This window comes from Nocardia sp. MDA0666 (assembly GCF_003023875.1).
GTDB classification, from domain to species: domain Bacteria; phylum Actinomycetota; class Actinomycetes; order Mycobacteriales; family Mycobacteriaceae; genus Nocardia; species Nocardia aobensis.
In genome coordinates this window covers 182695-206291 of sequence record NZ_PYHT01000008.1, presented here as the reverse complement: position 1 = coordinate 206291, position 23597 = coordinate 182695, and the positions used below count along the sequence as shown (strand labels likewise).

The window sequence follows — 23597 nt, the reverse complement described above, 5'->3', positions numbered from 1 at the left end:
ACCAGCCCCTTTCAACTCGCTTGTCCCGCCACCCTCGCCGATTTCGGCGCGAACGTCACGGTCGCGATACGCCCAGGGCTGAGAAGAGGTTCAGCTCACATCCCGCGCCTCGCCGTCCGGATTCGCGGGATCGATATGCCAGCTGCGGATCCGCCGCGGGTGAATGCGAATAATGGTGTGCGCGAACCAGTCCGGTGCCACCGGAGGCGTATCGACATCGAGAATCTCGCCGACGCCGCGGATCTCGACCCCGCGCCCCCAGCCGGGCTTCACCTCGGCCGGATCGTCCGGCGTCATATCGTCCACAACCAGGCTCACATTCGGATTACCACGCACATTGCGATACCGCTGGGCACTGGGACTCGGCCCGCCGATATCGATCGTGCCGTCCTCGTTCACCCGAAACCCGACCGGCACCAACTGCGGCCGCCCGTCCGCCGTTACAGTGGCCAGCCGGCCCAGCGATTGGGAAGTCAGATATTTGTGTTCGGCCGCGGTGAAAGTCATGCCGCCACGCTAAGAGCTCGAGTGCGGTTGAGGTCAAGTGCCGCGCCGTCCGGTCAGTCGGCCACTTTCGTGAGGTGAATGTGGGTGACATTGTCGCCCGGCCGGGCGGGGGAGACGGTGTAGCCGGGGAGGTCGCCGAGGTCGTCGTAGAGGCGTTCGCCGGTGCCCAGAAGGGTGGGGACGAGGGCCAGGTGGAGGTCGTCGACGATGCCCGCGCGGAGGAAGCGGCGGACGGTCGCGGCTCCGCCGCCGAGACGGACATCCTTGCCGCCGGCCGCGGAGAAGGCTTGTTCCAGAACGTTTTCGGACGTGTCGTCGACGAAGTGGAAGGTGGTGCCGCCGTCCATCTCCAGTGCCGGGCGCGGGTGGTGGGTGAGCACGAAGACCGGGTGGTGGTAGGGCGGGTTGGGTCCCCACCAGCCGGTCCAGGAATCGTCGGGCCATTCCCCGCGCACGGGCCCGAACATGTTGCGGCCCATGATGGTCGCGCCGATATTCGCTTCACCGGCGGCGAGGTGTTCGTCGTCGATTCCGGTGCTGCCGCCCTCCCGGCCGATCATCCGCCGGCCGAAGCGGGTCGCGAAAACCCATTCGTGCAGGCGCTCACCGCCGACACCGAGCGGATGATCGGGACCTTGGTCGGGACCCGCGACGTACCCGTCCAGCGAGATCGAGAAGTTGTGGACGCGGAGACGGGGCATGGCGGGTCCTCTCACGGAGTGCTTGCTGTTTGCAATTGCTCAGCACTCTAACCGTGGTGCTTGCCGATTGCAATCAGTTGTCACGCCGTGCGCTGCGCCGCCGACCAGGCGAATGCGGTCAGGGTGGGATCCAACGGGGCCGCGGTGAGTCGATTGCCGAGTGTGGACAGCGTGTAGGTGCCGATACCCAGCACCACCTCGAGGGCTTGTTCGGGGGTGTAGCCGTGGGACAGGAAATCGCTCGCACGCTCGTCGGGGACGTTGCCGGCGGTTTCGACGACGGTGAGCGTGAACTCCTGGAGCGCGGCGAGGCGGGGGTCGGGGAGGCGGCGCTGGTCGCGCAGCGCGGCGATCAATTCCGGGTTCGCGCCGATCGCGGTCAGCTTCGCGGTGTGCATGGCGACGCACAGGTGGCATTCGTTGCGGGTGGCCATCGTCATGACCAGTACTTCGCGCGACAGTTCGTCGAGTGTGCCGCCTTCGAACAGGGCGTTGAGTTTCATGAATCCGTCGAGCAGTCGGGGTGACGTCGCCATCTTCGCCACCGCGGCCGGGAGGTAGCCGAGGTGTGCGGCGCTCGCGGTCATCGTGCGACGGGCTTCGGCGGGTGCGGAGTCGAGGGTGTGAGTGGGGAAATGCATGGGGCGATCCGTTCGAGGTAGACAACCAAGTTGTCTAAACAGTAAACCTGGTTGTCGAATAGGGCAAGTCTCGGGACCGGTGGGGTGAAGCCGGTCAGCCTCCGAACCACCCCGCGACATCGAGCCGGAACGATTCCGGCGGGACCATCGTGCGCAACGCGGACTCCATATCCCGCACGCGCTGGGCGCCGAGCTCTTCGACCCAGCGGCGTCGCAGCCGCTCGAAGATTTCGGCCGACTGCCGGAGTGCGTCGATCCCGTGCGGGGTCAGGCGGACGATCTTGCGCCGGGCGTCCTCGGGATCCTCGACGCGTTCGGCATAGCCCAGCGCGGTCAGCCGCTCGACCGTCTTACCCGCCGCCTGTTTGGATACGCCCAGCGTGCGACCGATATCGCTGGCCGTCGCGCCCTGCACCCCGATCGCCTGCATCGCGAATCCGTGGGCCGGGCGCATGTCGGGGTGCCCCTGCTGCGCCAGTTCGGCGTGCAGCTCGTCGATGAGCGAGCGGAACCCCGCGAACAGCAGCAACGGCAGCTCGAATCCGGGGCTGTCGATCGGGGCCCTCCCGCGCTTTCCGACAACCATGTTGACGAGAGTAGTCCAGCGGCGCAGACGCATACCCCGGCGTCGCCCGTGGGCGCGTGTCACCGGTCGCGGCGGGTCCGGTGGTGTTCAATACACCTGGAGTGCTCGGAAACGAGCCCGCCTTGTTCTGTCGAATGCCCGGAGGCGCGATGACCACACGGCCACACCGGATTCCCGACCAACCTTCCGCGCCGCGCCGTCGTGGCGGCCTCGTGCATCGGCTCGCGCCGTGGCTGGCTCTCACCGCGATGCTGGCGGCGTGCAGTGGCCCCGGCGCCGATGTCACCGAATCACACGCTCCCGCAACGGTTTCGACCGCTCCGCTGAGCTCGGTCGCGGTGGTCACGCACGGCAGTCCGGGCGACGCGTTCTGGAATGTGGTGAAGAACGGTGCCCAGGCGGCCGGGAAGGATCTGGGAATCCGGGTCGTCTACAACTCCTCGGGCGACCCGGGGGAGCAGGCCAAGTTGGTGGACAACGCGGTCGCACAGCATGTGGATGGACTCGTGGTGTCGATGGCCAATCCGCAGGCGCTGCGCCCGTCCATCGAGCATGCCGTCGCGGCGGGGATCCCGGTCGTCACGATCAATTCCGGTGAAGCCGACAGCGCGGCCGCCGGCGCGATCGGGCATGTTGGGCAGAGTGAGCGCCAGGCCGGGACGGCCGCCGGCAAACGCCTGCGCGACGCCGGCAAAACCAGGATGCTCTGCGTCATTCACGAGGCCGGCAATATCGGCGCCAACGACCGCTGCGCCGGCGCGATCGACGGATTCGGTGGCAACGCCACCACGCTGCAGGTCGACATCAACAATCCGGCCGATGCGCAGTCGCGGATCAAGGGAGCCCTGGAGGCCGATCGCTCGATCGACGCCGTGCTGACCCTCAATTCGCAGATCGCCGCCCGGGTGGTCGACGGGGTTCGCGAATCCCATTCCCACGCCGCCGTCGCCACATTCGACCTCAATCCCGATGTGGTGGATGCGATTCGGGCCGGGACCCTGCTGTTCGCGGTCGACCAGCAGCAGTACGAACAGGGATATCTGCCGGTGGTGATGCTGCAGCTGTACCGGCGCAATCTCAACACGGTCGGTGGCGGGATGCCGGTGCAGACCGGGCCGGCCTTCGTGGACAAGAACAACGTCGACGCCATCGCCGCCCTGGTGGCGCAGGGCACGCGCTGAGCAGGGGGCTGTCATGACCGATACCGCAACGGTTTCCGAGTCCACCGCACCCGCCGCGATCGGGCCGTCACTCCTGAACCGGCTGATCGTCCGGCCCGAGATCGGCGCCGGTCTGGGCGCGCTGGTGGTTTTCGTCTTCTTCGCCGTGATCACCGACCAGTTCCTCAGTCCACTCGGGGTGGCCACCTGGCTCGACGACGCCTCGACACTCGGCATCATGGCCGTCGCGGTGGCACTGCTGATGATCGGCGGCGAATTCGACCTGTCCGCGGGCGTGATGACCGCGTCGACGGCGTTGGTGACCGCCATGCTCGCGGTGCACGCCGGATGGAACGTGTGGTTCGCGCTGGGCGTCTCGCTGCTGTTCGCCCTCTCGGTCGGCGCGCTGAACGGCTGGCTGGTCATGCGGACGGGCCTGCCCAGCTTCATCGTCACGCTGGGCACATTCCTGGCTCTGCAAGGTCTCGATCTCGGCGTCACACGGCTGGTGACGGGGACCGTGCAGGTGTCGGGTATCCGGTCGGCGCCCGGATATGCCTCGGCCGGTTGGGTTTTCGCGGCGACGACGAATCTCGGTGACGCCCGCATCCAGGCCTCGGTGCTGTGGTGGATCGCGGTCACCGCGGTGGCGACGCTCGTGCTGGTGCGCACCCGCTTCGGCAACTGGATCTACGCGGTCGGCGGTTCGCTGCCCAGTGCTCGTGCCGTCGGCGTACCGGCGGCACGCACCAAGATCCTGCTGTTCATGGGCACCGCCCTCGCGGGCTGGATCGTCGGCTCCTGCAATCTGCTGCGGTTCGCGAGCGTGCAGGCGAACCAGGGAGTGGGACTGGAATTTCAGTACATCATCGCCGCGGTCGTCGGCGGTTGCCTGCTCACCGGCGGATTCGGATCGGTGCTGGGCGCGGCCATCGGCGCGCTGATCTTCGGTATGGCCCGGCAGGGCATCGTGTTCGCACGCTGGGACAGCGACTGGTTCATGCTGTTCCTCGGTGTGCTGCTGCTGGCCGCGGTACTGGTCAACAACGCGTTCGCCAAGCGCGCGGAGAGGTTGCGCCGATGACCACTCGACACAGCGATACCGAACAGCTGGCCTCCGCGACGCTGATCGAGACGGTCGGTATCGGGAAGAGTTACGGCGGCGTCGTCGCCCTGGCCGACATCTCGATGGTCGTCCGAGCGGGGGAGGTCACCTGCGTGCTCGGCGACAACGGCGCCGGGAAGTCGACGCTGATCAAGATTCTCGCCGGCGTTCACCGCCACGATGCCGGTGAACTGCGCGTCGACGGTGAACCGACCCGGTTCTCCTCGCCACGCGAGGCATTGGACCGCGGTATCGCCACCGTCTACCAGGATCTGGCGGTCGTGCCGCTGATGAGTGTGTGGCGCAATTTCGTCCTCGGCTCGGAACCGACCAGGGGCGCCGGACCCTTGCGCCTGCTGGACCGTGCGACCGCGCGCGACATCACTCGGACGGCGTTGTCGGACATGGAAATCGAGATCCGCGATCTGGAACAGCCCGTAGGCACGCTGTCGGGTGGTCAGCGCCAATGTGTCGCGATCGCCCGCGCGGTCCATTACGGCGCGAAGGTTCTCATTCTCGACGAACCGACCGCAGCGCTCGGCGTCAAACAGTCCGGCGTGGTGCTGCGCTACGTCGCGCAGGCCCGGGATCGCGGTCTCGGAGTCGTGCTGATCACGCACAATCCGCATCACGCCTACCCCGTCGGCGACCGATTCCTGCTGCTGCGGCGGGGCCGCGCACTCGGCGGCTACGACAAGTCGCAGATCGATCTGCCCGAGCTCACTCGGCAGATGGCCGGCGGCGCGGAACTGGAAGCGCTGCAACATGAATTGCGTCGCACGCCGCCCCAATGAACTCCGCCGCATGGGACGGCCGTCAGCGCTGGACTGGCGGTGGGGCTCCGGTTACCCTCTGCCTGCCCCGACGTCGAGAAGTGAGTGAGAAGCGTAGTTGAACGGCACGGTGAAGTGGTTCGACAGTGAGAAAGGCTTCGGTTTCATAATCCCGGATAGTGGCGGAGACGACGTTTTCGTCGAATACACCGAGGTTCACGGCGACGGTTTCCGGCGATTGGTCCAGGGCCAGCGGGTCGAGTTCGACGTACGCCATACCAAGGCGGGGCCGGAAGCCAAGGGCGTCCGAATCGAGCCGATGCGCCGACTGTGGCCCGACCCACACGAACTGTGACCTGTCAGGCAGATCACTTTTCCCCAAATCGGGTTAACGCGCCTTTCTGGGCCCTCGATATGTTGATCGTCAGTTTGTACGACTGAATTGAAACAACGAAGAGGTATTTATGATCCCCGTTATCATCGACACCGGTAGTGCTGCTGTGAACGGCCTGTTCGACACCCTGGGTGCGGCCTTCCACGGCCTGGTCAACACCCTGTGGACCGGCTCTTTCGGTGGCTGATCACTGATTTCGGTCGCTCGACGCGACCTCGGGTCGACCCCGGACCGCAGTGTCCGGGGTCGACCCATTTCTATGGCCGATCGGCCCGCTCGCATGATTCCGGGCGTCCGTGGCGGCGCGACGAGCGGCGTGGTCCGAGCTATCACGGGACAATCACGGCGGCACCGCTCGAAAAGCGAGTTTTTCGGTTCGTGCGCGGTTTCCAGCCCGCGGGAGGACCGCTGTGGTGGCGCGAGGGCGCTGTCCATGGCAGGCTTGAACATCGAGAACGGGCCGACCGTGAAGTTGGTCGGCCCGGCTCGTCTACAGAAGGTATGAAATGGCGCAAGGCGTAGTGAAGTGGTTCAACAGCGAGAAGGGCTTCGGGTTCATCGCTCAGGACGACGGTGGTCCCGATGTGTTCGTGCACTACTCGGCTGTGAGCGGTAGTGGATTCCGGTCCCTCGACGAGGGGCAGCGCGTGGAGTTCGAGATCGGGCAGGGCCAGAAGGGCCCGCAGGCTCAGAACGTCAGCGTTATCTGATCGAGTCCGCTGACTGCGCGCCACTTTACGTAGCGTGAACTGTCCGCGACTTACAGTGGGGCCCCGCATCTTTCGAGATGCGGGGCCCTTCCGCGTCCGGGCCCGCATGCGGTGCGGCCGAGACTCGGCCGCGGTGTGAGGGCGCCTGCCTACCGGGCGGTACACCGGCGCCGAAGCGCGACCATTAAGCTGGTCCGCGGTAAATGCCGACCTCTTTCCCCAGGAGTGCCCCACAGTGAGCCAAAATGGCCGTCCTGTTGTTCTGATCGCCGACAAGCTCGCCCAGTCGACCGTCGATGCGCTCGGTGACGGTGTCGAGGTTCGCTGGGTCGACGGCCCCAATCGACCCGAGCTGCTGGCCGCCGTGCCCGAGGCCGACGCGCTGCTGGTCCGCTCGGCCACCACCGTCGACGCCGAGGTGCTCGAGGCCGGTAAGAACCTCAAGATCGTCGCCCGCGCCGGCGTCGGCCTCGACAACGTCGACGTGCCCGCGGCCACCGAGCGCGGTGTCATGGTCGTCAACGCGCCGACCTCCAACATCCACACCGCGGCCGAGCATGCCGTCACCCTGCTGCTCTCGGCCGCCCGCCAGATCCCGGCCGCCGACGCCACCCTGCGCGAGCACACCTGGCAGCGCAGCAAGTTCAACGGTGTCGAGATCTTCGGCAAGACCGTCGGCGTCATCGGCCTGGGCCGTATCGGCCAGCTGTTCGCGCAGCGCCTCGCCGCCTTCGAGACCAAGGTCATCGCCTACGACCCCTACACCTCCCCGGCTCGCGCCGCCCAGCTGGGCATCGAGCTGCTGAGCCTGGACGAGGTGCTCGAGCGAGCCGATTTCATCTCCATTCACCTGCCCAAGACTCCCGAGACCAAGGGCATGCTGAACAAGGAGACCCTGGCCAAGACCAAGAAGGGCGTCATCATCGTCAACGCCGCCCGCGGCGGTCTGATCGACGAGCAGGCCCTGGCCGACGCCATCACCTCCGGCCATGTGCGCGCCGCCGGCATCGACGTGTTCGAGACCGAGCCGTCCACCGACAGCCCGCTCTTCGAGCTGCCGCAGGTCGTCGTGACCCCGCACCTGGGCGCTTCCACCGCCGAGGCGCAGGACCGCGCCGGCACCGATGTCGCCAAGTCGGTGCAGCTCGCCCTCGCCGGCGAGTTCGTGCCCGGTGCGGTGAACGTCGCCGGTGGTGCGGTGAGCGAAATCGTCGCGCCCTGGCTGGACATCGTCCGCAAGCAGGGTGTGCTGCTGGGCGCCCTCGCCGACGAGCTGCCGGTCTCGCTCGAACTCCAGGTGCGCGGCGAGTTGTCCTCGGAAGAGGTTGCGGTGCTGGAACTCTCGGCGCTGCGTGGCGTGTTCTCCGCGCACGTCGAGGACGCGGTCACCTTCGTCAACGCCCCGTCGCTGGCCGAGGAGCGGGGTCTCGAGGCCTCCGTCACCACCCACAGCGAGAGCCCGACCCACCGCAGCCTGGTCGACCTGCGCGCCGTCTTCGGCGACGGCCGCACCCTGAACGTCGCCGGTACCCTGACCGAACCCGCTCAGGTCGAGAAGATCGTCAACATCAACGGCCGCAACTACGACATGCGCGCCGAGGGCCTCAACCTGGCGATCCTCAACTACGACGACCGCCCGGGCGCCCTGGGCAAGATCGGCACCAAGCTGGGCGAGGCGGCCATCGACATCAAGGCCGCTCAGCTGAGCCAGGACATCGACAAGGAAGGCGCGACCGTCATCCTGCGCGTCGAGGAGTCCGTCCCGGCCGACGTGCAGTCCTCGATCGCCGAGGCCGTGGGCGCCGCGAAGGTCGTTCAGGTCGACCTGAGCTGAGCTGTTCCGGGCCGGAATCAGCTCGGCCGCAGTACGTTACAGTGCGCGTGAATTCAACCGCCATGGTGCGGAGCAGGATTCGCGCGCATTGTGCGTTGTCGGGAGGCGACCCGTTGCGTACCGGGGGACTCGGAGCGAGCAGGGGCGTCGGAGGCAGCGGCGACATCGGACGCCGTTGTCCCGCGCTCGCATCGGCGGTGTACGTACGCGGCAGTTCGGAAGAATCGAGGCTGTTTCGTAGGGCTCGCGGCACCAAGGCCGAGGCCGCAGACCCGTCCCCGATCTCACTCATTGGGAGCGGCTTGCCCTGGTTATCGGGGTGATCCGGGGGCCCGATAGTGTGGCGGTGTCGGCGATCCGGCCGGGCGTTACGCCGCCGATCGACCGCCCTTGGCTGATTCGGCCGCATACGTGTTGCGAGCCGCGAGCAGGAACGAACGGAGCGTTGTCATATGAAGCTGGCTGTCATCGCCGGTGACGGTATCGGGCCCGAGGTCATCGCCGAGGCGCTCAAGGTACTCGACGTGGTCGTGCCCGGGGTCGAGAAGACCGAATACGACCTGGGCGCCAAGCGCTACCACGCCACCGGCGAGGTGCTGCCGGAGTCGGTGCTGCCGGAGTTGAAGCAGCACGACGCCATCCTGCTGGGCGCGATCGGCGATCCGTCGGTCCCCAGCGGCCTGCTCGAACGCGGTCTGCTGCTGCACACCCGCTTCGCGCTCGACCACCACGTGAACCTGCGTCCGTCGAAGCTGTACCCGGGCGTCACCAGCCCGCTGTCCGGTGATCCGGAAATCGACTTCGTCGTCGTGCGTGAGGGCACCGAGGGCCCCTACACCGGTACCGGTGGCGCGATCCGCGTGAACACCCCGCACGAGGTGGCCACCGAGGTCTCCACCAACACCCGATTCGGCATCGAGCGCGTGGTGCGTTACGCCTTCGACAAGGCCCAGCAGCGCCGCAAGCACCTCACGCTGGTCCACAAGACCAATGTGCTGAGCTTCGCCGGTTCGCTGTGGCAGCGCACCGTCACCGAGGTCGGCGCGGAATACCCCGAGGTCGAGGTCGCCTACCAGCACATCGACGCCGCGACCATCCACATGGTCAACGACCCGGGCCGCTTCGACGTGATCGTCACCGACAACCTGTTCGGCGACATCATCACCGACCTCGCCGCGGCCGTGTCCGGTGGTATCGGCCTGGCCGCCTCGGGCAACATCGACGCCTCCGGCACCAACCCGAGCATGTTCGAACCGGTCCACGGCAGCGCCCCCGATATCGCCGGCCAGTCCAAGGCCGACCCGACCGCCGCCATCCTCTCGGTCTCGCTGTTGCTGAACCACCTCGGCCGGTCCGAGGAAGCCGCCCGCATCGAAGCCGCGGTAGCCAAGGACCTCGCCGCCCGCACCGGCACCGCCTCCACGGTCGAAATCGGCGACCGGATCGCCGCGTCCATCTGAGTTTCCAGTCGATCCCCCTGTCGCGAAACGTATTGCGCGACAGGGGGATTGTCGTCTGTGCGGCTCCGACGCGGTGCTTTCGGATGGGTGTCATGAGTTCGACACACGCGCAGTTGTCGTTGCCGCAGAGCGGCCAGGCACGACCCGGTCCTCCGTGGCCAGGAGATCGCGGTGCTGGTTGGCATCGATCGCCAGCGGCTAGCATTGAGCGCAACTGATGCAGGCCATCGACGTGTGCAAAGACCTGGAGGCGGTATGACGGCGGAGCACATCACCGGTGCCGTCGGATTCGGTCCGTACACCGTGCTCGACTTGCACGAACAACCGGAAGACGGCAAAGGGCTGGAACTCGAGGACGGGTGGTTGATCGAGGTGGCGGCGGGGGCTCGGCACAACTACATCAGCTGGAAGCTGGCCGGAGTGCTGCGCAGTAGTCTCGGCGAAGCGGATGTCTTCGTGTGTGACGGTGGGGAGTGGGAGATCAGCACCCCCAGTGGCGTGCGAAAGCCGGCCGTGTTCGTCATTCCGCGCGATGTGGCGCGCGCGGCGATCATGGACGAAACCCCGAAACTGATTCCTGGCACGGAGTTGCTGCTCGCCGCCGAAGTCGTGTCGCCCGGCAGCGGTAGTGAGCGCACCGATCGGGTGCGCAAAGTCCGCGAGTATGCGGCACTCGGGATCCCACAGTATTGGATCATCGAACATCAGCCGCATATCCGAATCCATCGCTCCGTACTCGGCGACGACGGCTACCAATGGGAGCCGACGGTCGGCGAGGGAAGCCGGTTCAGCGCGGATATCGAGGCAGACAAGGTGTTTCGGGTCGAGTTCGATCCCGCGGCGCTGATCGAGTTCTGATCAGGGCAATCCGCATCAAGGCCTTTCCGGCGTCATCCCAAGCAATGACCGCCCAACGAAGGTTGTAGGTACAACCTCGAAAAACGTTGGCGGCGTAGGGTTTCCCCACGGTCGCGCTCCGTACTGTGACGGAACGGGGTGCGGCCGTGGGAAACCGGGGGTCAGCGGTTGCGGGCGATCGGCACCATGGGGACGGCGGCCGCGGCGATGATCGCGGCGACCAGATAGGTCGCCGGGAAACCGGCGGCGGTGATGAGGGCGCCGAAAATCGGTGCGACAGCGGCGGATGCCAGGTTCTGGCCGGTGTTCTGGATGCCCAGGCCGCGACCGCTCCAGTACGGACCGGCGATCTCGGCGACGGCGGTGAAGGCCAGGCCGTTGTCCGCCACGGTGATCACCGACGCGGCGAACAGGATCGGGATCGCCGCCCACCACCAGTGCAACCAGGCCGCACCGGCCAGGGCCGCCATCGAGACCACGGCCGCGATCGCCACGGTGTGCAACGGACGCAGGCGGCTGCCGACGCGGTCGGACCAGACACCGGCGCCGATGCGCCCGGCGGCGCCCAGGATCTGGGTCGCGGTGACGATCGCCCCGGCCACCGGTAGCGACAACCCGGCGTCGCGATGCAGCCAGAGCAGCGCGAACGTCCACAGAGTGGCCTGCGGGATCACCAGCAGCACCGACACCGCGTGGATGCGCCACAGCGTGGAATCGCCCCGATACGGGTTGTCGGGATGCTCGCCGTTGCTCGCCGGCCGGGGCGGGTCGACGATTCCGATCAGACAGCCGATCGCCGCGACGCCCGCCATCGCCGCCGGAACCAGAATCGCCGTGGAAAACCCGTGTGCCGCAGCGACAGCCGGTATCGACATCGCCGCGATCGCGACACCCAGCGGCTGTGCGGTCTGCCGGATACCCATCGCCAGCCCGCGCTGATCGACCGGGAACCAGCCGACGATCACCCGTCCGCTCGCGCCGTTGGTGCTGGCAGCGCCCATACCGGCCAGAAAGAGCAGCACACCCAGCGCGCCGTAATTGGTCACCGTCGCAGCAGCCACACCTGCCACACACATCACGACCGGACCGGCGACCAGAACCGAGCGCTCACCTACTCGGTCGACGATGTACCCCCAGGCGATCAGCGTGCACACCAGGCCGACCGTCGGCATCGCGACCAGCAGACCCGCTGTGGCCAAGGGCATTCCGCGATCGGTCAGCGCCGGTAACAAGAACGGGGTGCCGTGCACGATGACTGCGCTCGAGCTCTGGGCGAAGACTCCGAGGGCGAGCATGGTCCACCGCCGGGTCGTGCGCACATCTGTCACGGTGGTCATCGCCCTCACCTCGAATCTCATATTTTGGGATAAGTGTCTTACTCTGTGAACCGGCCCTTACCGTACACCCAGGATGTGCCCGGTAGGCAACTCGAAATTCGTCACATCTGCCCGTCGCAGACCGGGTGGTCGGCCGTGTTCGGGCAGGTGGATAGACTCTTCGCCATGCGTCTAGGTCGTGTTGCCAGCCCCGATGGGGTCGCGTTCGTGAGTATCGAAACCGACGGTTCCGACGAGATCGCTCGTGAAATCGCCGAGCATCCGTTCGGTACCCCGACATTCACCGGCCGTACCTGGCCGCTGGCCGATGTGCGACTGCTGGCTCCCATTCTGGCCAGCAAGGTGGTGTGCGTCGGAAAGAACTACGCCGCGCACGCCGCGGAGATGGGTGGCCCGGCGCCGGAGGATCCCGTGATCTTCCTCAAGCCCAACACCGCCATCGTCGGACCGAACCTGCCGATCCTCTTGCCGCCCAATTCCTCTCAGGTCGAATACGAGGGCGAGCTGGCGGTGGTGATCGGCCGCCCGTGCAAGGACGTGCCGGCCGCCCGGGCCGCCGACGTCATCCTCGGCTACACCGTCGCCAACGATGTCACCGCGCGTGACCAGCAGCGCCACGACGGGCAGTGGACGCGCGCCAAGGGCTACGACACCTTCTGCCCGCTGGGACCCTGGATCGAAACCGAACTCGATCCGGGCGATCTCGAGATCACCACCGAACTCGACGGAGAGGTGCGCCAGCGCAGCCGGACTTCACTTCTGCTGCACGACATTCCGAAGGTGATCGAATGGGTCACCAGGGTGATGACATTGCTGCCCGGTGATGTCATTCTCACCGGAACGCCGGAAGGTGTAGGACCGATGACGGATGGGCAAACCGTATCCGTGACGGTTCAGGGCATCGGTACCCTTACCAATCCTGTTGCCGCCAAACGTTGATCGAGAGAAGGAATATGACTGACGTACGGGTCCGATTCTGCCCGTCACCCACCGGCACACCGCATGTCGGCCTGATCCGCACCGCGTTGTTCAACTGGGCGTTCGCTCGCCACCACGGCGGCACCTTCGTCTTCCGTATCGAAGATACCGATGCCGCACGCGATTCCGAGGAGTCGTACCACGCGATTCTGGACGCGTTGCGGTGGCTCGGACTGACGTGGGACGAGGGGCCGGAGGTCGGCGGGCCCTACGGTCCCTACCGTCAGTCGCAGCGGCGTGAGCTTCATCTCGATGTCGTCCAGAGGTTGCTGGCCGCCGGTGAGGCCTATGAATCCTTCTCCACCCCAGACGAAGTCGAGGCCCGTCACCGCGCCGCCGGACGCGATCCGAAGCTCGGCTACGACAACTTCGACCGCGATCTGACCCCCGAGCAGATCGCCGCCTACAAGGCCGAGGGCCGCCCGGCGGTGGTGCGGCTGCGGATGCCCGCTACCGATCTGGTGTGGAACGATCTGGTTCGCGGGGAGATCACTGCCAAGGCCGGGACGGTGCCCGATTTCGCGCTCACCCGCGGCACCGGAGATCCGCTCTATACGCTGGTGAATCCGGTCGACGACGCACTGATGAAAATCACACACGTGTTGCGCGGGGAAGATCTGCTTTCCTCCACCCCGCGCCAGCTTGCGTTGTATGCCGCATTGCAGCGGATCGGGGTGGCGGAGTTCACCCCGGAGTTCGGCCATCTGCCCTTCGTGATGGGCCAGGGCAACAAGAAGTTGTCCAAACGTGATCCGGAGTCGAATCTCTTCGCGCATCGGGATCGCGGATTCATTCCTGAAGGTTTGCTGAATTACCTGGCTTTGCTCGGATGGAGCCTCACCGAGGACCGCGATGTCTTCTCGATGGCGGAGATGGTCGATGCGTTCGAGATATCGAAAGTAAATTCGAATCCGGCGCGCTTCGACCAGAAGAAGGCGGATGCGATCAACGCCGAACACATTCGTTTGCTGGATACCGGGGATTTCGCCCGCAGGTTGCGGGAGTTCCTCACCGCACAGGGCCACATCGGCGCCGAAGTGGACGACGGAGTTTTCGCCGCGGCGGCGGAGTTGGTGCAGACCCGGATCGTGGTTCTCGGTGATGCGTGGGATCTATTGAAGTTTCTGTTCGTGCCCGCCGAGGAGTTTGCTGTCGACGAGGCCGCGGCGCAAAAGAATCTGGGCCCCGACGCGGTGCCGGTGGTGCAGGCCGCCGTCGCGGCGCTGGACGGTGTTTCCGAATGGACGCCACCCGTGCTCGAGGAGGCGCTGAAAAAGGCTCTGGTGGACGATCTGGGGCTCAAACCGCGTAAGGCCTTCGGTCCGGTACGGGTGGCGGTCACCGGATCGCACATCAGCCCGCCGCTGTACGAATCGCTGGAGTTGCTCGGCCGCGAGGTGACCATGCAGCGGCTGCGGGCCGCGCTGGCGTAGTAACCGCGCCGGGTGCTGCTTGAATCGGTCGCCGCGCCGGGTGGTCGCGGCTTCGTGACCGCCCGGCGGGGCCGAACCGGCGCCGAAAAGTGGCTCTGACCAGACGATTTGTATATATCGGGGAGGGGTTTGGTACTCTTCTTCTCGGCCCGGAACGAGGGCCTCGAACCGACAGGGGAGAGGCTGAAAGCCCAGGTCATTGGGGTATGGTGTAATTGGCAACACAGCTGATTCTGGTTCAGCCATTCTAGGTTCGAGTCCTGGTACCCCAGCGGAGAATGTTGATTCGCTTCGTTCGGTCGAGTCGGAACAGCATCCCCGGCGATTTGGTCGCCGGGTCTCGGCCGGTTAAGCTTGCCGAGCCTCCTCGATCGAAAGATCCACGGAGATCTCCCCTCGGGGAAGTCCTCTGGCCCCGTCGTCTAGCGGCCTAGGACGCCGCCCTCTCAAGGCGGTAGCGCGGGTTCAAATCCCGTCGGGGCTACATTCGAAAGCCCTCCAGCGCGAGCTGGAGGGCTTTTCTCGTTTCCGAGGTCTCTTGCCGGCGTGCGGTCAGTCCTGCACCGGCCAGGTGGATCCACCCGCCGGCATCGCGGGCATACCGAGCTTCCGGTGATCCCAGCTGCGCACGCGTTCGGGCACCACGCGGATCGCGACGCGCTTGTTCAGCATCGCCTCCACCATCGGGCGCAATTCCTCGGTGTAGGGGCCGGTGTAGCGCTCCCAGACGCTGACGCCGACCTTGAACAGCGCCTCCGGGTCCTCCACGATCTCCGCGCGGCCCTCGATCGACACCCCGCGCAACTGGTCGTAGGTATCGCCCGCCTCGACCAGGACGGTGACGCGCGGATCGCGCCGCAGATTCACCGCCTTCTGGGACTTGCCCTTGGTCTCGAACCAGATCTCACCGTCGACCAGGCCGTACCACATCGCCGTGAGATGCGGCGTTCCGTTCTTGCCCAGGCTCGCCAGCGTCATGATGCGGCTGCGTTCCAGAAATTCGGTGATCTCCGTCTCGGACATCACGATCTGTGCGCGTTGGTTCACTCCCATGCGGTCACGATACTTTACGGCGTATGGCCGGCATCACAGCTCGGGAGCGGGGTGATCAGAGTCGCTTGTGCAGGGCGTCGGCGGCGGCCACGAGGTCGGCGGCCCAGCGCGCACCCGGGCGCCGGCCCATGCGATCGATCGGGCCGGATACCGAGACCGCGGCGATCACCTGGGACGAGCCGTCGCGGACCGGTGCGGAGACACTGGCCACACCCGCGGACCGTTCGGCGGCGCTCTGCGCCCAGCCGCGACGGCGGACCTCCGCCAGGGCGCGCTCGCCGAAGATCGCGTCGGCCAGGACACCGCGCTGCAGTTCCGGGTCGGCCCAGGCCAGCAGGACCTTCGCGGCCGATCCGGCGGTCAGCGGCAGGCGGGCGCCGACCGGAACCGTGTCGCGCAGGCCGGAGGTGGGTTCGAGAGCGGCCACGCAGATGCGGGAGTGCCCGTCGAGCCGGTAGAGCTGCACGCTCTCGCCGGTGATCTCGCGCAGCCGGGGCAGGATGACGGCGGCGGCGTCGAGCAGCGGGTCCTCGGCGGTGGTGGCCAGCTCCGACAGCGCGGGGCCGGGCCGCCACGACCCGGCGGCGTCGCGGGCCAGCATGCGATGGGTCTCCAGCCCCACGGCCAGCCGATGCGCGGTGGCCCGGGGCAGTCCGGTGCGGGTGCACAGCTCGTTGAGCCCACACGGTTGTTCGGCCACGGCGTAAAGCACGGCCATGGCTTTGTCGAGCACCCCGATGCCGCTATGCTGTCTCATAGAACGATATTAGCGTCTCGCATAGTGAGATTGGCAAGTCTGATCGGACAGTGCGAGTACGCGCCTCCGGTGGACCTCTGACAAGAGGTTCACCTGCGAGTTCGCGGCCCGCCTCGATTTTGGACCGACGGAGCGAGGGAGCGCAGCGACTGAGCGGAGGAGGGAAAAATCGAGGCCCAAGGGGCCGCGAACCCGCGACGGCGAAGCCGTCGCAGATAACACAGAGAGGTGGTTGTCATGGCCGAACGGCCACGCACGCTGGCGGAGAAGGTCTGGGACCAGCATGTCGTCGCACGGGGTGCGGGGGAGGGTGCGCAGCGCGAACCCGATCTCATCTACATCGATCTGCACCTGGTGCACGAGGTCACGAGTCCGCAGGCCTTCGACGGGTTGCGGGCGGCGGGTCGTCCGGTGCGCCGGCCGGATCTGACCATCGCGACCGAGGACCACAACGTGCCGACGGTCGATATCGATAAGCCGATCGCGGATCCGATCTCGCGCACCCAGGTGGAAACCCTGCGGCGCAATTGCGAGGAATTCGGCGTCCGGCTGTATCCGATGGGTGATATCGAACAGGGCATCGTGCACGTGGTCGGTCCGCAGCTGGGTTTGACGCAGCCGGGCATGACCGTGGTGTGTGGTGATTCGCACACCTCCACCCACGGCGCATTCGGCGCGCTGGCGATGGGTATCGGCACCAGCGAGGTCGAACATGTGATGGCGACGCAGACGTTGTCGCTGCGGCCGTTCAAGACCATGGCGATCAATATCGACGGCGAGTTGCCGCCCGGCGTCACGAGCAAGGACGTGATTCTGGCGGTCATCGCGAAGATCGGCACCGGTGGCGGGCAGGGCTATGTGCTCGAATACCGCGGCGAGGCCGTGCGCGCCATGTCCATGGAGGCGCGGATGACGATGTGCAACATGTCGATCGAGGCCGGCGCCCGGGCGGGCATGGTGGCCCCCGACGAGGTCACCTACGAATTCCTGAAGGGCCGCGAACATGCTCCGACCGGCGCGGACTGGGATGCGGCGGTGGCCGCCTGGGAGGCGCTGAAGACCGATCCGGACGCCACATTCGACGCCGAGGTGCACCTGGACGCCTCGTCGCTGACGCCGTTCGTCACCTGGGGAACGAACCCCGGTCAGGGCGCCCCGCTGGGCGATGTGGTGCCGAATCCGGAGGATTTCGCCGACGAAAACGAGCGAGCGTCCGCTGAGAAGGCGCTGACTTATATGGATTTGGAGCCGGGTACTCCGCTTCGTGAGGTGTCCGTGGATACGGTTTTCGTGGGGTCGTGCACCAACGGCCGGATCGAGGATTTGCGGGCCGTGGCGGACGTTCTGAAGGGCCGCAAGGTGGCCGAGAGCGTGCGGATGTTGATCGTTCCGGGCTCGATGCGGGTGCGCGCCCAGGCCGAATCCGAGGGCTTGGGCGAGATTTTCACCGCCGCCGGCGCGGAATGGCGTCAGGCCGGCTGCTCGATGTGCCTGGGAATGAATCCGGATCAGCTTTCTCCCGGTCAGCGGTGTGCTTCGACATCGAACCGCAACTTCGAGGGTCGTCAGGGTAAAGGCGGCCGTACGCATCTGGTTTCGCCGCAGGTCGCGGCCGCGACGGCGGTGCGGGGCCGGTTGTCGGCGCCCGCTGATCTGAACTGACCGGCCGGAATTCACCCCAGGACTACAGGAGCAACTATGGAACCGTTCAAGGTGCACAAGGGGATCGGCGTGCCGTTGCGCCGGTCGAATGTCGATACCGACCAGATCATCCCCGCGGTCTATCTGAAACGGGTGACTCGAACGGGATTCGAGGACGGTCTGTTCGCCGCCTGGCGTTCGGATCCGGGCTTCATTCTCAACACCAGCCCGTTCGACCGGGGAAGTGTGTTGGTCGCGGGACCGGATTTCGGTACGGGATCGTCGCGAGAGCATGCGGTTTGGGCATTGATGGACTATGGCTTCCGGGTGGTGATCTCTTCCCGCTTCGCCGACATCTTCCGGGGCAACGCCGGTAAGGGCGGCTTGGTGGCCGCGCAGATGTCACAACATGATGTCGAATTGCTCTGGAAGTTGATCGAAGAACATCCCGGCCTGGAATTGATCGTCGATCTCGAGGCGCGCACTGTGGCCGCTGGAACCACCGTGTTGCCCTTCGATATTGACGACTACACCCGGTGGCGGCTGCTGGAAGGTCTGGACGACATCGGACTCACACTTCGGCAGGAAGAGGCCATCGAGCAGTTCGAAAAGGCAAGGCCGTCTTGGAAACCGACCACCATTCCAGCGGCTATTTCCGGGGACTGAACGGTCTCGAGTGTTAGCTGAGAGCAACCAATCGAGGTTGCTGCGCGTGTGCCACGCCACATGAAATTTGGCGTGGCACATAGACTCTTGCCCATTCAGGGTTTACCGTGGTACCTAGTCGGTCCGACGACGGGCCATTAGTCTGCGGAGGATTCAATGAACAAGGCGGAACTGATCGATGTTCTGACCGAGAAGTTGGGTACTGACAGGCGCACGGCCACTGCGGCAGTCGAGCACATTGTCGACACGATCGTGCGTGCGGTGAACAAGGGTCAGAGCGTCACAATCACCGGATTCGGTGTATTCGAACAGCGCAAGCGGGCGGCACGGGTGGCGCGTAATCCCCGAACCGGCGAGACGGTGAAGGTGAAGCCCACTTCGGTGCCCGCGTTCCGCCCGGGTGCGCAGTTCAAGGCGATCATCTCGGGCAAGCAGAAGATCGCGGCGGCCGGTCCGGCCGTGAAACGCGGTGTGGCAGCGCCGGTGTCGGGTGCGGCGAAGAAGAGCGCCGCCAAGAAGACCACGGCGAAGAAGACCGCCGCGAAGAAGACCACGGCCAAGAAGGCGGCTCCGGCCAAGAAGACGACCGCCAAGAAGGCAGCCGCGAAGGCGCCCGCGAAGAAGGTGACCGCGGCGAAGAAGACGACCGCGGCGAAGAAGGCTCCGGCCAAGAAGACCACGGCCACCAAGGCGACAGCCAAGAAGACGACCGCGGCGAAGAAGACGACCGCGGCCAAGACCGCGGCCAAGAAGGCGCCCGCCAAGAAGACCGCTGCCAAGCGCACGGCAACCAAGCGCACCACGCGGCGATAGCGAGTGACGCGACGACAATGACCCCGGTCCTTTCGGGCCGGGGTCATTGCGTTTCAGTGAGTACGCCGGTTTTCAGTGGGTACGCAGAGACCGATCGAGGTGATCGGCGGCGACCAGCCGGCCGTCGGCGACCGACAGCACCCACACGCTGCCCTTACGGTTCCGAGCCGGCGGCAGGGTGAGACCGTCGTCGTCGGCCCAGCGTTGCAGCAGATCCGGAATGACCTTGCCCTGACTGCACACGAGCGGAACGACGTCGGGGGAGACCAGTTCCCGCAGCCGATCCACACCGGCCTGCGGTGCTGCGGCATAACCGCTTTCCGACAGCAGCGGCTCGCGGGCGATGGCGAGGCCGAGGGCGTCGGCGACCGGCGCGACGGTCTGCACACACCGCAGCGGAGGCGCCGAGTACACCGCGCCCGGGCCGAAGGCGAGCAGATTCGGCGTCAGCACCTGAACCTGTGCGCGACCGGCCTTTTCCAGCGGCCGTTCGTCGTCGGGACCGGTGAATCGGTCGCGGCGGCCCGCTTTCGCATGCCGCACCAGCACCAGGGTCGCGGTATCCGGCGGCAGGCGCAGGAAATTGCGGATGATGCGGCGATCCATCGGGTAGGACAGTTGATCCATCACCCGGTCCACCCGGTGCCAGCGCAGCTGGTCGACTTCGGAATTGGTGACGAACTCGCCGTCGACGGGAGTGGCCGCCCAATAGTCCACTCGTTTGAGTTTGCGATGTCCGGGCACCGGATATGTGACCCGACCGAGATAGCGCCCCAGACGGCAGTTCAGGCCGGTTTCTTCGGCTACTTCGCGCACGGCCGCGACCATTGGGGTTTCGCCCGGGTCGAGCTTTCCTTTGGGCAGCGACCAATCGTCGTATTTCGGCCGGTGTACGAGGGCGACCTCGACCGGTCCGCCGTCGCGGGGCCGCCGCCACACCACCGCGCCGGCGGCGATGATGTTGGCGGTCACCCGCGGATCCGAGATGGTGTCGCCCGAACGGCTCTCATCTGCATCCACCTTGCCGTCGCTCATCGACCCGCCGGTGTCGCCGAGGCGATCGAGGGCGGTGTCGCCGTCGTCCGGGGACCGATCGAAATCTCGTGTCGCCGAGGATTTCACTGCTGGTCCGGCCTCCGCAGTCGCATGAGGAACTCCTGATGGTCACGCACCTGCACGCCGCGACCCAAGGCCTCGGGGCTGGGCTGGGCCGCCCAGCTGCCGTCGGGCTGCAGCACCCAGCACCGGGTCGCGGGATCGAGTGCGGAATCGAACACCACCGCCAGCCGCTCGCGCAGCTTCGGATCCTTCACCTGCGCCATGACCTCCACGCGCCGGTCGAGATTGCGATGCATCATGTCGGCGCTGCCGATCCAGTACTCGTCCTGGGCCTGGAAATGCATGATGCGCGAATGTTCCAGGAACCGGCCGAGAATCGAGCGCACCTCGATGTTGTCGCTCATCCCTGGCACACCCGGGCGCAGCCCGCAGATGCCGCGCACCACGATCTGCACCGGAACACCGGCCTGGGACGCGCGATAGAGCGCGTCGATGATCTGCTCGTCGACGATCGCGTTGGCCTTGAGGCGAATTCGAGCCGGCACACCCTGGGCGGCCAGTTCGGTCTCGCGCCGGATCCGTTCCACGATGCCCGAGCGCACGCTGCTCGGCGCGACCAGGAGGTTGCGGTAGTTGGCCTTTCGCGAATAGCCGGTCAGCGAGTTGAACAGGTCGGTGAGGTCGGCGCCGATTTCCGGTGCGGCGGTGAGCAGTCCGACGTCCTCGTAGAGCCGCGCGGTCTTCGGGTTGTAGTTACCGGTCCCGATATGGCAGTAGCGGCGGATGGTGGCCCCTTCGCGGCGCACCACCAGACAGGTCTTGCAGTGCGTCTTGAGGCCGATGAGGCCGTAGACCACGTGCACGCCCGCCTGTTCCAGGGCGCGTGCCCATTTGATGTTGGCCTGTTCGTCGAAGCGGGCCTTGATCTCGACCAGCGCGACGACCTGTTTACCGGCCTCGGCGGCATCGATGAGCGCGTTGACGATGGGAGAGTCGCCGGAGGTGCGGTAGAGGGTCTGTTTGATGGCCAGCACCTGCGGATCGGCCGCGGCCTGCTCGATGAAACGTTGCACGCTGGTGGAGAACGAATCGTAGGGGTGGTGCACCAGCACGTCGCCCTCGCGCAGGGCGGCGAAAACGTTTCGTGGCGTTTCTCTTTCACCGAATGCCGGCGGGGTGGCCGGAACGTAGGGCGCGTCCTTGAGCAGCGGCCGGTCGACGCCGTAGACCTGCCACAGGCACGACAGGTCGAGCAGGCCGGGCACCTGGATCACATCACCGGGGTCGACGTCGAGTTCGCGCAGCAGCAGCTCGAGCATGTGCTCGGTCATATCGTCGGAAACTTCCAGGCGCACCGGCGATCCGAAGCGGCGGCGGGCCAGTTCGCGTTCGAGGGCCTGTAGCAGATCCTCGTCGCGGTCCTCGTCGACCTCGAAGTCGGCGTTGCGCGTGATGCGGAACGAATGGTGTTCCACCACTTCCATTCCCGGGAAGAGCTGATCGAGGTGGGCGGCGATCAGATCTTCCATCGGCAGGAAGGCGGCCAGCCGGGGGACAGCGGCGATGTCGGAATCTCGGCGGGCGCCGGCGGTTTCGGTGATGGTGCGGCGCACCCGGACGAAGCGGTCGACGTTGTCGGGGACCTTCACGCGGGCGAAATGCTCCCCGCCGGTCTCGGAATCCTTCACCGTGACAGCCAGATTCAGGCTCAGGCCGCTGATGTAGGGGAACGGGTGCGCGGGGTCGACCGCGAGCGGAGTCAGCACCGGGAACACCTGGTCGAGGAAGTACCCCGACAGCCGGCGGCGTTCGTCGTCGTCCAGATCGGCCCAGCCGATGATGGCGATACCGTCCTCGGCCAGGGCGGGCCGCACCTGGTCGAGGAAGACCCGCGCATGCCGCCCGGCCAGTTCCTGGGTGCGCTCGGCGATGAGGGTGAGCTGTTCGGTGGGCGACAGGCCGTCGGCGGAGCGGACCGAGAGTCCGGCCTCGGCGCGGCGTTTGAGGCCGGCCACCCGCACCATGTAGAACTCGTCGAGGTTCGAGGAGAAGATGGCGAGGAATTTGGCGCGTTCCAGCAGCGGTTCGGAAGGGTCCTCGGCCAGGGCCAGCACGCGGGCGTTGAAATCCAGCCAGCTCAGTTCTCGATTGAGGTAGCGATCTGCGGGCAACTGTGTCGCGGCGGCCGTGGTGGGCGGTGGCGTGGCCGCCGGCGGGGCCGCCGGTAGCCGGGGCTGTTGCGGGACGGTCTCCGTTTCGCTCACGCTCACGATCATTCCTTACGGCTCGGGTGGTGTCGCGCTCGACACCACCGTGGTGCGGCCTCTCATCGAGGCCTGGCGATCATCTAGCACACATGTGACGGTGCGGCACACCTCCGAATGAGGTTCTCGTGAACACCTACCGGCCAGCCGATGTCGCGCAACAGCGCGGCGGTGGCCGTGCCGACCCCGAGCGACAGCGCACGGTCGAGATCCTCGGCGGTGTCGACGTCGAGTCGCAGACCGGGCCAGTGCCCGCCCAGTTCCACCGCACCGGATTCCCGGTGGCGGCGCGCGGAATCCGCCCCGAAGCGGGGCAGCAGGGCGGCGGCATCGCCCGCCGCCGACGGGGCGAGCGAATCCGCCGCGTGGGTGTGGCCGGCGGCGCGAACCAGCAGCGCCGCGGTGCCCCGGCCGGTGTGGTCGACGATCACGGAGCGGCCGGTGCCGGGGGCGGCGGCGAGCATCGCCCGCAGCTCGTCGGCGTGCACGGCTGGCAGATCGGCTTGCAGCGCAAGCAGATCGACGGCGCCGTGGCGCTCGCGCACGGCGGCGGCGGCCGATGCCAGCGCGGTGTTCAGGCCGTCGCTGTCCGAGTGGGACCGGGCGGTATCGGCGGGAGTTGCCTCGGACGGGTCCGGATGCACTGCCGCACCGAGTTCACGCACGACGGTCGCGACGCGCTGATCGGGTGTCACGACCGTGACCGAGCCCAGCCCGGCGGCCAGGGTCGCGGCGACCGTATCCGACAGCATGGCCAGCACCAGCCGCGAGCGTTCGCCGGCCGGCAATCGGTCGGCGAGTCGGCTCTTGGCTCGGTCGAGGTGCTTGACCGCGATCACGGCGTGGACGGCATCCGGACGCATGTGT

Annotated in this window: 23 protein-coding genes and 2 tRNA genes; 15 read left to right on the top strand and 10 right to left on the bottom strand. The window is 66.6% G+C overall.

What is annotated here, in order from left to right; genetic code table 11:
• Window positions 1-90 precede the first annotated feature (90 nt).
• The 4 genes from C8258_RS14630 to C8258_RS14615 form a co-directional block, all read right to left on the bottom strand.
• A complete protein-coding gene (locus tag C8258_RS14630; RefSeq protein ID WP_106955625.1) occupies window positions 91-507 on the bottom strand; it encodes a PPOX class F420-dependent oxidoreductase in 417 nt (138 codons plus the stop codon).
• A 53-nt stretch (window positions 508-560) separates the two neighbouring features.
• On the bottom strand, window positions 561-1208 hold the full coding sequence (locus tag C8258_RS14625) for a dihydrofolate reductase family protein (protein WP_106955624.1): 648 nt from the start codon (window positions 1206-1208) through the stop codon (window positions 561-563).
• Between the two features lie 80 nt (window positions 1209-1288).
• A complete protein-coding gene (locus C8258_RS14620) occupies window positions 1289-1849 on the bottom strand; it encodes a carboxymuconolactone decarboxylase family protein (RefSeq protein WP_106955623.1) in 561 nt (186 codons plus the stop codon).
• A gap of 94 nt (window positions 1850-1943) precedes the next feature.
• Window positions 1944-2435, bottom strand: coding sequence for a MarR family winged helix-turn-helix transcriptional regulator (locus tag C8258_RS14615; protein WP_106955692.1), 492 nt, complete (start codon window positions 2433-2435; stop codon window positions 1944-1946).
• Window positions 2436-2584: 149 nt separating this feature from the next.
• Between C8258_RS14615 and C8258_RS14610 the strand changes: the two genes are divergently transcribed.
• From C8258_RS14610 to C8258_RS14575, 8 genes are all read left to right on the top strand, one after another.
• Window positions 2585-3616, top strand: coding sequence for a sugar ABC transporter substrate-binding protein (locus tag C8258_RS14610; RefSeq protein ID WP_106955622.1), 1032 nt, complete (start codon window positions 2585-2587; stop codon window positions 3614-3616).
• Window positions 3617-3629: 13 nt separating this feature from the next.
• Window positions 3630-4679 (top strand): ABC transporter permease, encoded by a 1050-nt coding sequence (locus C8258_RS14605; protein WP_106955621.1) that lies wholly within the window; start codon window positions 3630-3632, stop codon window positions 4677-4679.
• Window positions 4676-5494 carry an ATP-binding cassette domain-containing protein gene (locus tag C8258_RS14600; RefSeq protein WP_106955620.1) on the top strand — a complete coding sequence of 273 codons (819 nt, stop codon included), beginning with the start codon at window positions 4676-4678 and terminating at the stop codon, window positions 5492-5494. The genes C8258_RS14605 and C8258_RS14600 overlap by 4 nt, the downstream gene beginning before the upstream one ends.
• Window positions 5495-5591: 97 nt before the next feature.
• Window positions 5592-5828 (top strand): cold shock domain-containing protein, encoded by a 237-nt coding sequence (locus C8258_RS14595; RefSeq protein WP_106955619.1) that lies wholly within the window; start codon window positions 5592-5594, stop codon window positions 5826-5828.
• Window positions 5829-6373: 545 nt separating this feature from the next.
• Window positions 6374-6577, top strand: a complete 204-nt coding sequence (locus tag C8258_RS14590) for a cold-shock protein (protein WP_025351824.1) — start codon at window positions 6374-6376, stop codon at window positions 6575-6577.
• Window positions 6578-6812: 235 nt separating this feature from the next.
• The gene (gene serA / locus C8258_RS14585; protein WP_106955618.1) at window positions 6813-8411 is read left to right on the top strand and encodes a phosphoglycerate dehydrogenase; all 1599 of its coding nucleotides are present in this window, start codon (window positions 6813-6815) and stop codon (window positions 8409-8411) included.
• A 452-nt stretch (window positions 8412-8863) separates the two neighbouring features.
• On the top strand, window positions 8864-9871 hold the full coding sequence (locus tag C8258_RS14580) for a 3-isopropylmalate dehydrogenase (RefSeq protein ID WP_036503821.1): 1008 nt from the start codon (window positions 8864-8866) through the stop codon (window positions 9869-9871).
• Window positions 9872-10126: 255 nt separating this feature from the next.
• The gene (locus C8258_RS14575; RefSeq protein WP_106955617.1) at window positions 10127-10729 is read left to right on the top strand and encodes a Uma2 family endonuclease; all 603 of its coding nucleotides are present in this window, start codon (window positions 10127-10129) and stop codon (window positions 10727-10729) included.
• Window positions 10730-10890: 161 nt separating this feature from the next.
• Here C8258_RS14575 and C8258_RS14570 read toward each other — a convergent pair whose 3' ends face one another.
• Complete coding sequence (locus C8258_RS14570) at window positions 10891-12066, bottom strand: MFS transporter (protein WP_106955616.1); 1176 nt, start codon at window positions 12064-12066, stop codon at window positions 10891-10893.
• Window positions 12067-12231: 165 nt separating this feature from the next.
• Here C8258_RS14570 and C8258_RS14565 point away from each other — a divergent pair, with 165 nt between their 5' ends.
• The 4 genes from C8258_RS14565 (at window position 12232) to C8258_RS14550 (ending at window position 14961) form a co-directional block, all read left to right on the top strand.
• Window positions 12232-13005 (top strand): fumarylacetoacetate hydrolase family protein, encoded by a 774-nt coding sequence (locus C8258_RS14565; RefSeq protein ID WP_036503906.1) that lies wholly within the window; start codon window positions 12232-12234, stop codon window positions 13003-13005.
• 14 nt (window positions 13006-13019) lie between these two features.
• Entirely contained in the window at window positions 13020-14477 is a 1458-nt protein-coding gene (gene gltX, locus C8258_RS14560; protein ID WP_106955615.1) for a glutamate--tRNA ligase, read from the top strand.
• Between the two features lie 200 nt (window positions 14478-14677).
• Window positions 14678-14749 (top strand) — tRNA-Gln (locus tag C8258_RS14555).
• Window positions 14750-14888: 139 nt separating this feature from the next.
• Window positions 14889-14961, top strand: a tRNA-Glu gene (locus C8258_RS14550).
• A gap of 68 nt (window positions 14962-15029) precedes the next feature.
• On the opposite strand, the gene C8258_RS14545 is transcribed toward C8258_RS14550, so the two are convergent.
• Both C8258_RS14545 and C8258_RS14540 read right to left on the bottom strand, forming a co-directional pair.
• Window positions 15030-15530 carry a pyridoxamine 5'-phosphate oxidase family protein gene (locus C8258_RS14545; RefSeq protein WP_106955614.1) on the bottom strand — a complete coding sequence of 167 codons (501 nt, stop codon included), beginning with the start codon at window positions 15528-15530 and terminating at the stop codon, window positions 15030-15032.
• Between the two features lie 55 nt (window positions 15531-15585).
• On the bottom strand, window positions 15586-16287 hold the full coding sequence (locus C8258_RS14540; protein WP_036503812.1) for an IclR family transcriptional regulator: 702 nt from the start codon (window positions 16285-16287) through the stop codon (window positions 15586-15588).
• Window positions 16288-16524: 237 nt separating this feature from the next.
• Between C8258_RS14540 and leuC the strand changes: the two genes are divergently transcribed.
• The 3 genes from leuC (at window position 16525) to C8258_RS14525 (ending at window position 19407) form a co-directional block, all read left to right on the top strand.
• A complete protein-coding gene (gene leuC / locus C8258_RS14535; protein WP_063007943.1) occupies window positions 16525-17949 on the top strand; it encodes a 3-isopropylmalate dehydratase large subunit in 1425 nt (474 codons plus the stop codon).
• Window positions 17950-17985: 36 nt separating this feature from the next.
• Window positions 17986-18594, top strand: a complete 609-nt coding sequence (gene leuD, locus C8258_RS14530; protein ID WP_036503809.1) for a 3-isopropylmalate dehydratase small subunit — start codon at window positions 17986-17988, stop codon at window positions 18592-18594.
• 156 nt (window positions 18595-18750) lie between these two features.
• Window positions 18751-19407: an HU family DNA-binding protein gene (locus C8258_RS14525; protein WP_063065019.1), complete on the top strand. Its 657-nt coding sequence runs from the start codon at window positions 18751-18753 to the stop codon at window positions 19405-19407.
• 72 nt (window positions 19408-19479) lie between these two features.
• Here the strand turns inward: C8258_RS14525 and C8258_RS14520 are convergent, their stop codons facing one another.
• From C8258_RS14520 to cofC, 3 genes are all read right to left on the bottom strand, one after another.
• Complete coding sequence (locus C8258_RS14520; protein WP_106955691.1) at window positions 19480-20442, bottom strand: NUDIX hydrolase; 963 nt, start codon at window positions 20440-20442, stop codon at window positions 19480-19482.
• A gap of 83 nt (window positions 20443-20525) precedes the next feature.
• Window positions 20526-22742 carry an RNA degradosome polyphosphate kinase gene (locus tag C8258_RS14515; RefSeq protein WP_106955613.1) on the bottom strand — a complete coding sequence of 739 codons (2217 nt, stop codon included), beginning with the start codon at window positions 22740-22742 and terminating at the stop codon, window positions 20526-20528.
• A gap of 71 nt (window positions 22743-22813) precedes the next feature.
• A complete protein-coding gene (cofC, locus tag C8258_RS14510) occupies window positions 22814-23593 on the bottom strand; it encodes a 2-phospho-L-lactate guanylyltransferase (RefSeq protein WP_106955612.1) in 780 nt (259 codons plus the stop codon).
• Between the last annotated feature and the right edge of the window lie 4 nt (window positions 23594-23597).

What these genes read in the sequence shown, in the direction of transcription:
- C8258_RS14610 (WP_106955622.1), top strand. Translation starts at nt 2,585, where the DNA reads ATGACCACACGGCCACACCGGATTCCCGACCAACCTTCCGCGCCGCGC.
- C8258_RS14540 (WP_036503812.1), bottom strand. Translation starts at nt 16,287, where the DNA reads ATGAGACAGCATAGCGGCATCGGGGTGCTCGACAAAGCCATGGCCGTG.
- leuD (WP_036503809.1), top strand. Translation starts at nt 17,986, where the DNA reads ATGGAACCGTTCAAGGTGCACAAGGGGATCGGCGTGCCGTTGCGCCGG.
- leuC (WP_063007943.1), top strand. Translation starts at nt 16,525, where the DNA reads ATGGCCGAACGGCCACGCACGCTGGCGGAGAAGGTCTGGGACCAGCAT.
- C8258_RS14615 (WP_106955692.1), bottom strand. Translation starts at nt 2,435, where the DNA reads ATGGTTGTCGGAAAGCGCGGGAGGGCCCCGATCGACAGCCCCGGATTC.
- C8258_RS14575 (WP_106955617.1), top strand. Translation starts at nt 10,127, where the DNA reads ATGACGGCGGAGCACATCACCGGTGCCGTCGGATTCGGTCCGTACACC.
- C8258_RS14590 (WP_025351824.1), top strand. Translation starts at nt 6,374, where the DNA reads ATGGCGCAAGGCGTAGTGAAGTGGTTCAACAGCGAGAAGGGCTTCGGG.
- cofC (WP_106955612.1), bottom strand. Translation starts at nt 23,593, where the DNA reads ATGCGTCCGGATGCCGTCCACGCCGTGATCGCGGTCAAGCACCTCGAC.
- C8258_RS14570 (WP_106955616.1), bottom strand. Translation starts at nt 12,066, where the DNA reads ATGACCACCGTGACAGATGTGCGCACGACCCGGCGGTGGACCATGCTC.
- C8258_RS14620 (WP_106955623.1), bottom strand. Translation starts at nt 1,849, where the DNA reads ATGCATTTCCCCACTCACACCCTCGACTCCGCACCCGCCGAAGCCCGT.
- C8258_RS14515 (WP_106955613.1), bottom strand. Translation starts at nt 22,742, where the DNA reads ATGATCGTGAGCGTGAGCGAAACGGAGACCGTCCCGCAACAGCCCCGG.
- C8258_RS14580 (WP_036503821.1), top strand. Translation starts at nt 8,864, where the DNA reads ATGAAGCTGGCTGTCATCGCCGGTGACGGTATCGGGCCCGAGGTCATC.
- C8258_RS14565 (WP_036503906.1), top strand. Translation starts at nt 12,232, where the DNA reads ATGCGTCTAGGTCGTGTTGCCAGCCCCGATGGGGTCGCGTTCGTGAGT.
- C8258_RS14545 (WP_106955614.1), bottom strand. Translation starts at nt 15,530, where the DNA reads ATGGGAGTGAACCAACGCGCACAGATCGTGATGTCCGAGACGGAGATC.
- C8258_RS14625 (WP_106955624.1), bottom strand. Translation starts at nt 1,208, where the DNA reads ATGCCCCGTCTCCGCGTCCACAACTTCTCGATCTCGCTGGACGGGTAC.
- gltX (WP_106955615.1), top strand. Translation starts at nt 13,020, where the DNA reads ATGACTGACGTACGGGTCCGATTCTGCCCGTCACCCACCGGCACACCG.
- C8258_RS14600 (WP_106955620.1), top strand. Translation starts at nt 4,676, where the DNA reads ATGACCACTCGACACAGCGATACCGAACAGCTGGCCTCCGCGACGCTG.
- C8258_RS14525 (WP_063065019.1), top strand. Translation starts at nt 18,751, where the DNA reads ATGAACAAGGCGGAACTGATCGATGTTCTGACCGAGAAGTTGGGTACT.
- C8258_RS14630 (WP_106955625.1), bottom strand. Translation starts at nt 507, where the DNA reads ATGACTTTCACCGCGGCCGAACACAAATATCTGACTTCCCAATCGCTG.
- C8258_RS14520 (WP_106955691.1), bottom strand. Translation starts at nt 20,442, where the DNA reads ATGAGCGACGGCAAGGTGGATGCAGATGAGAGCCGTTCGGGCGACACC.
- C8258_RS14605 (WP_106955621.1), top strand. Translation starts at nt 3,630, where the DNA reads ATGACCGATACCGCAACGGTTTCCGAGTCCACCGCACCCGCCGCGATC.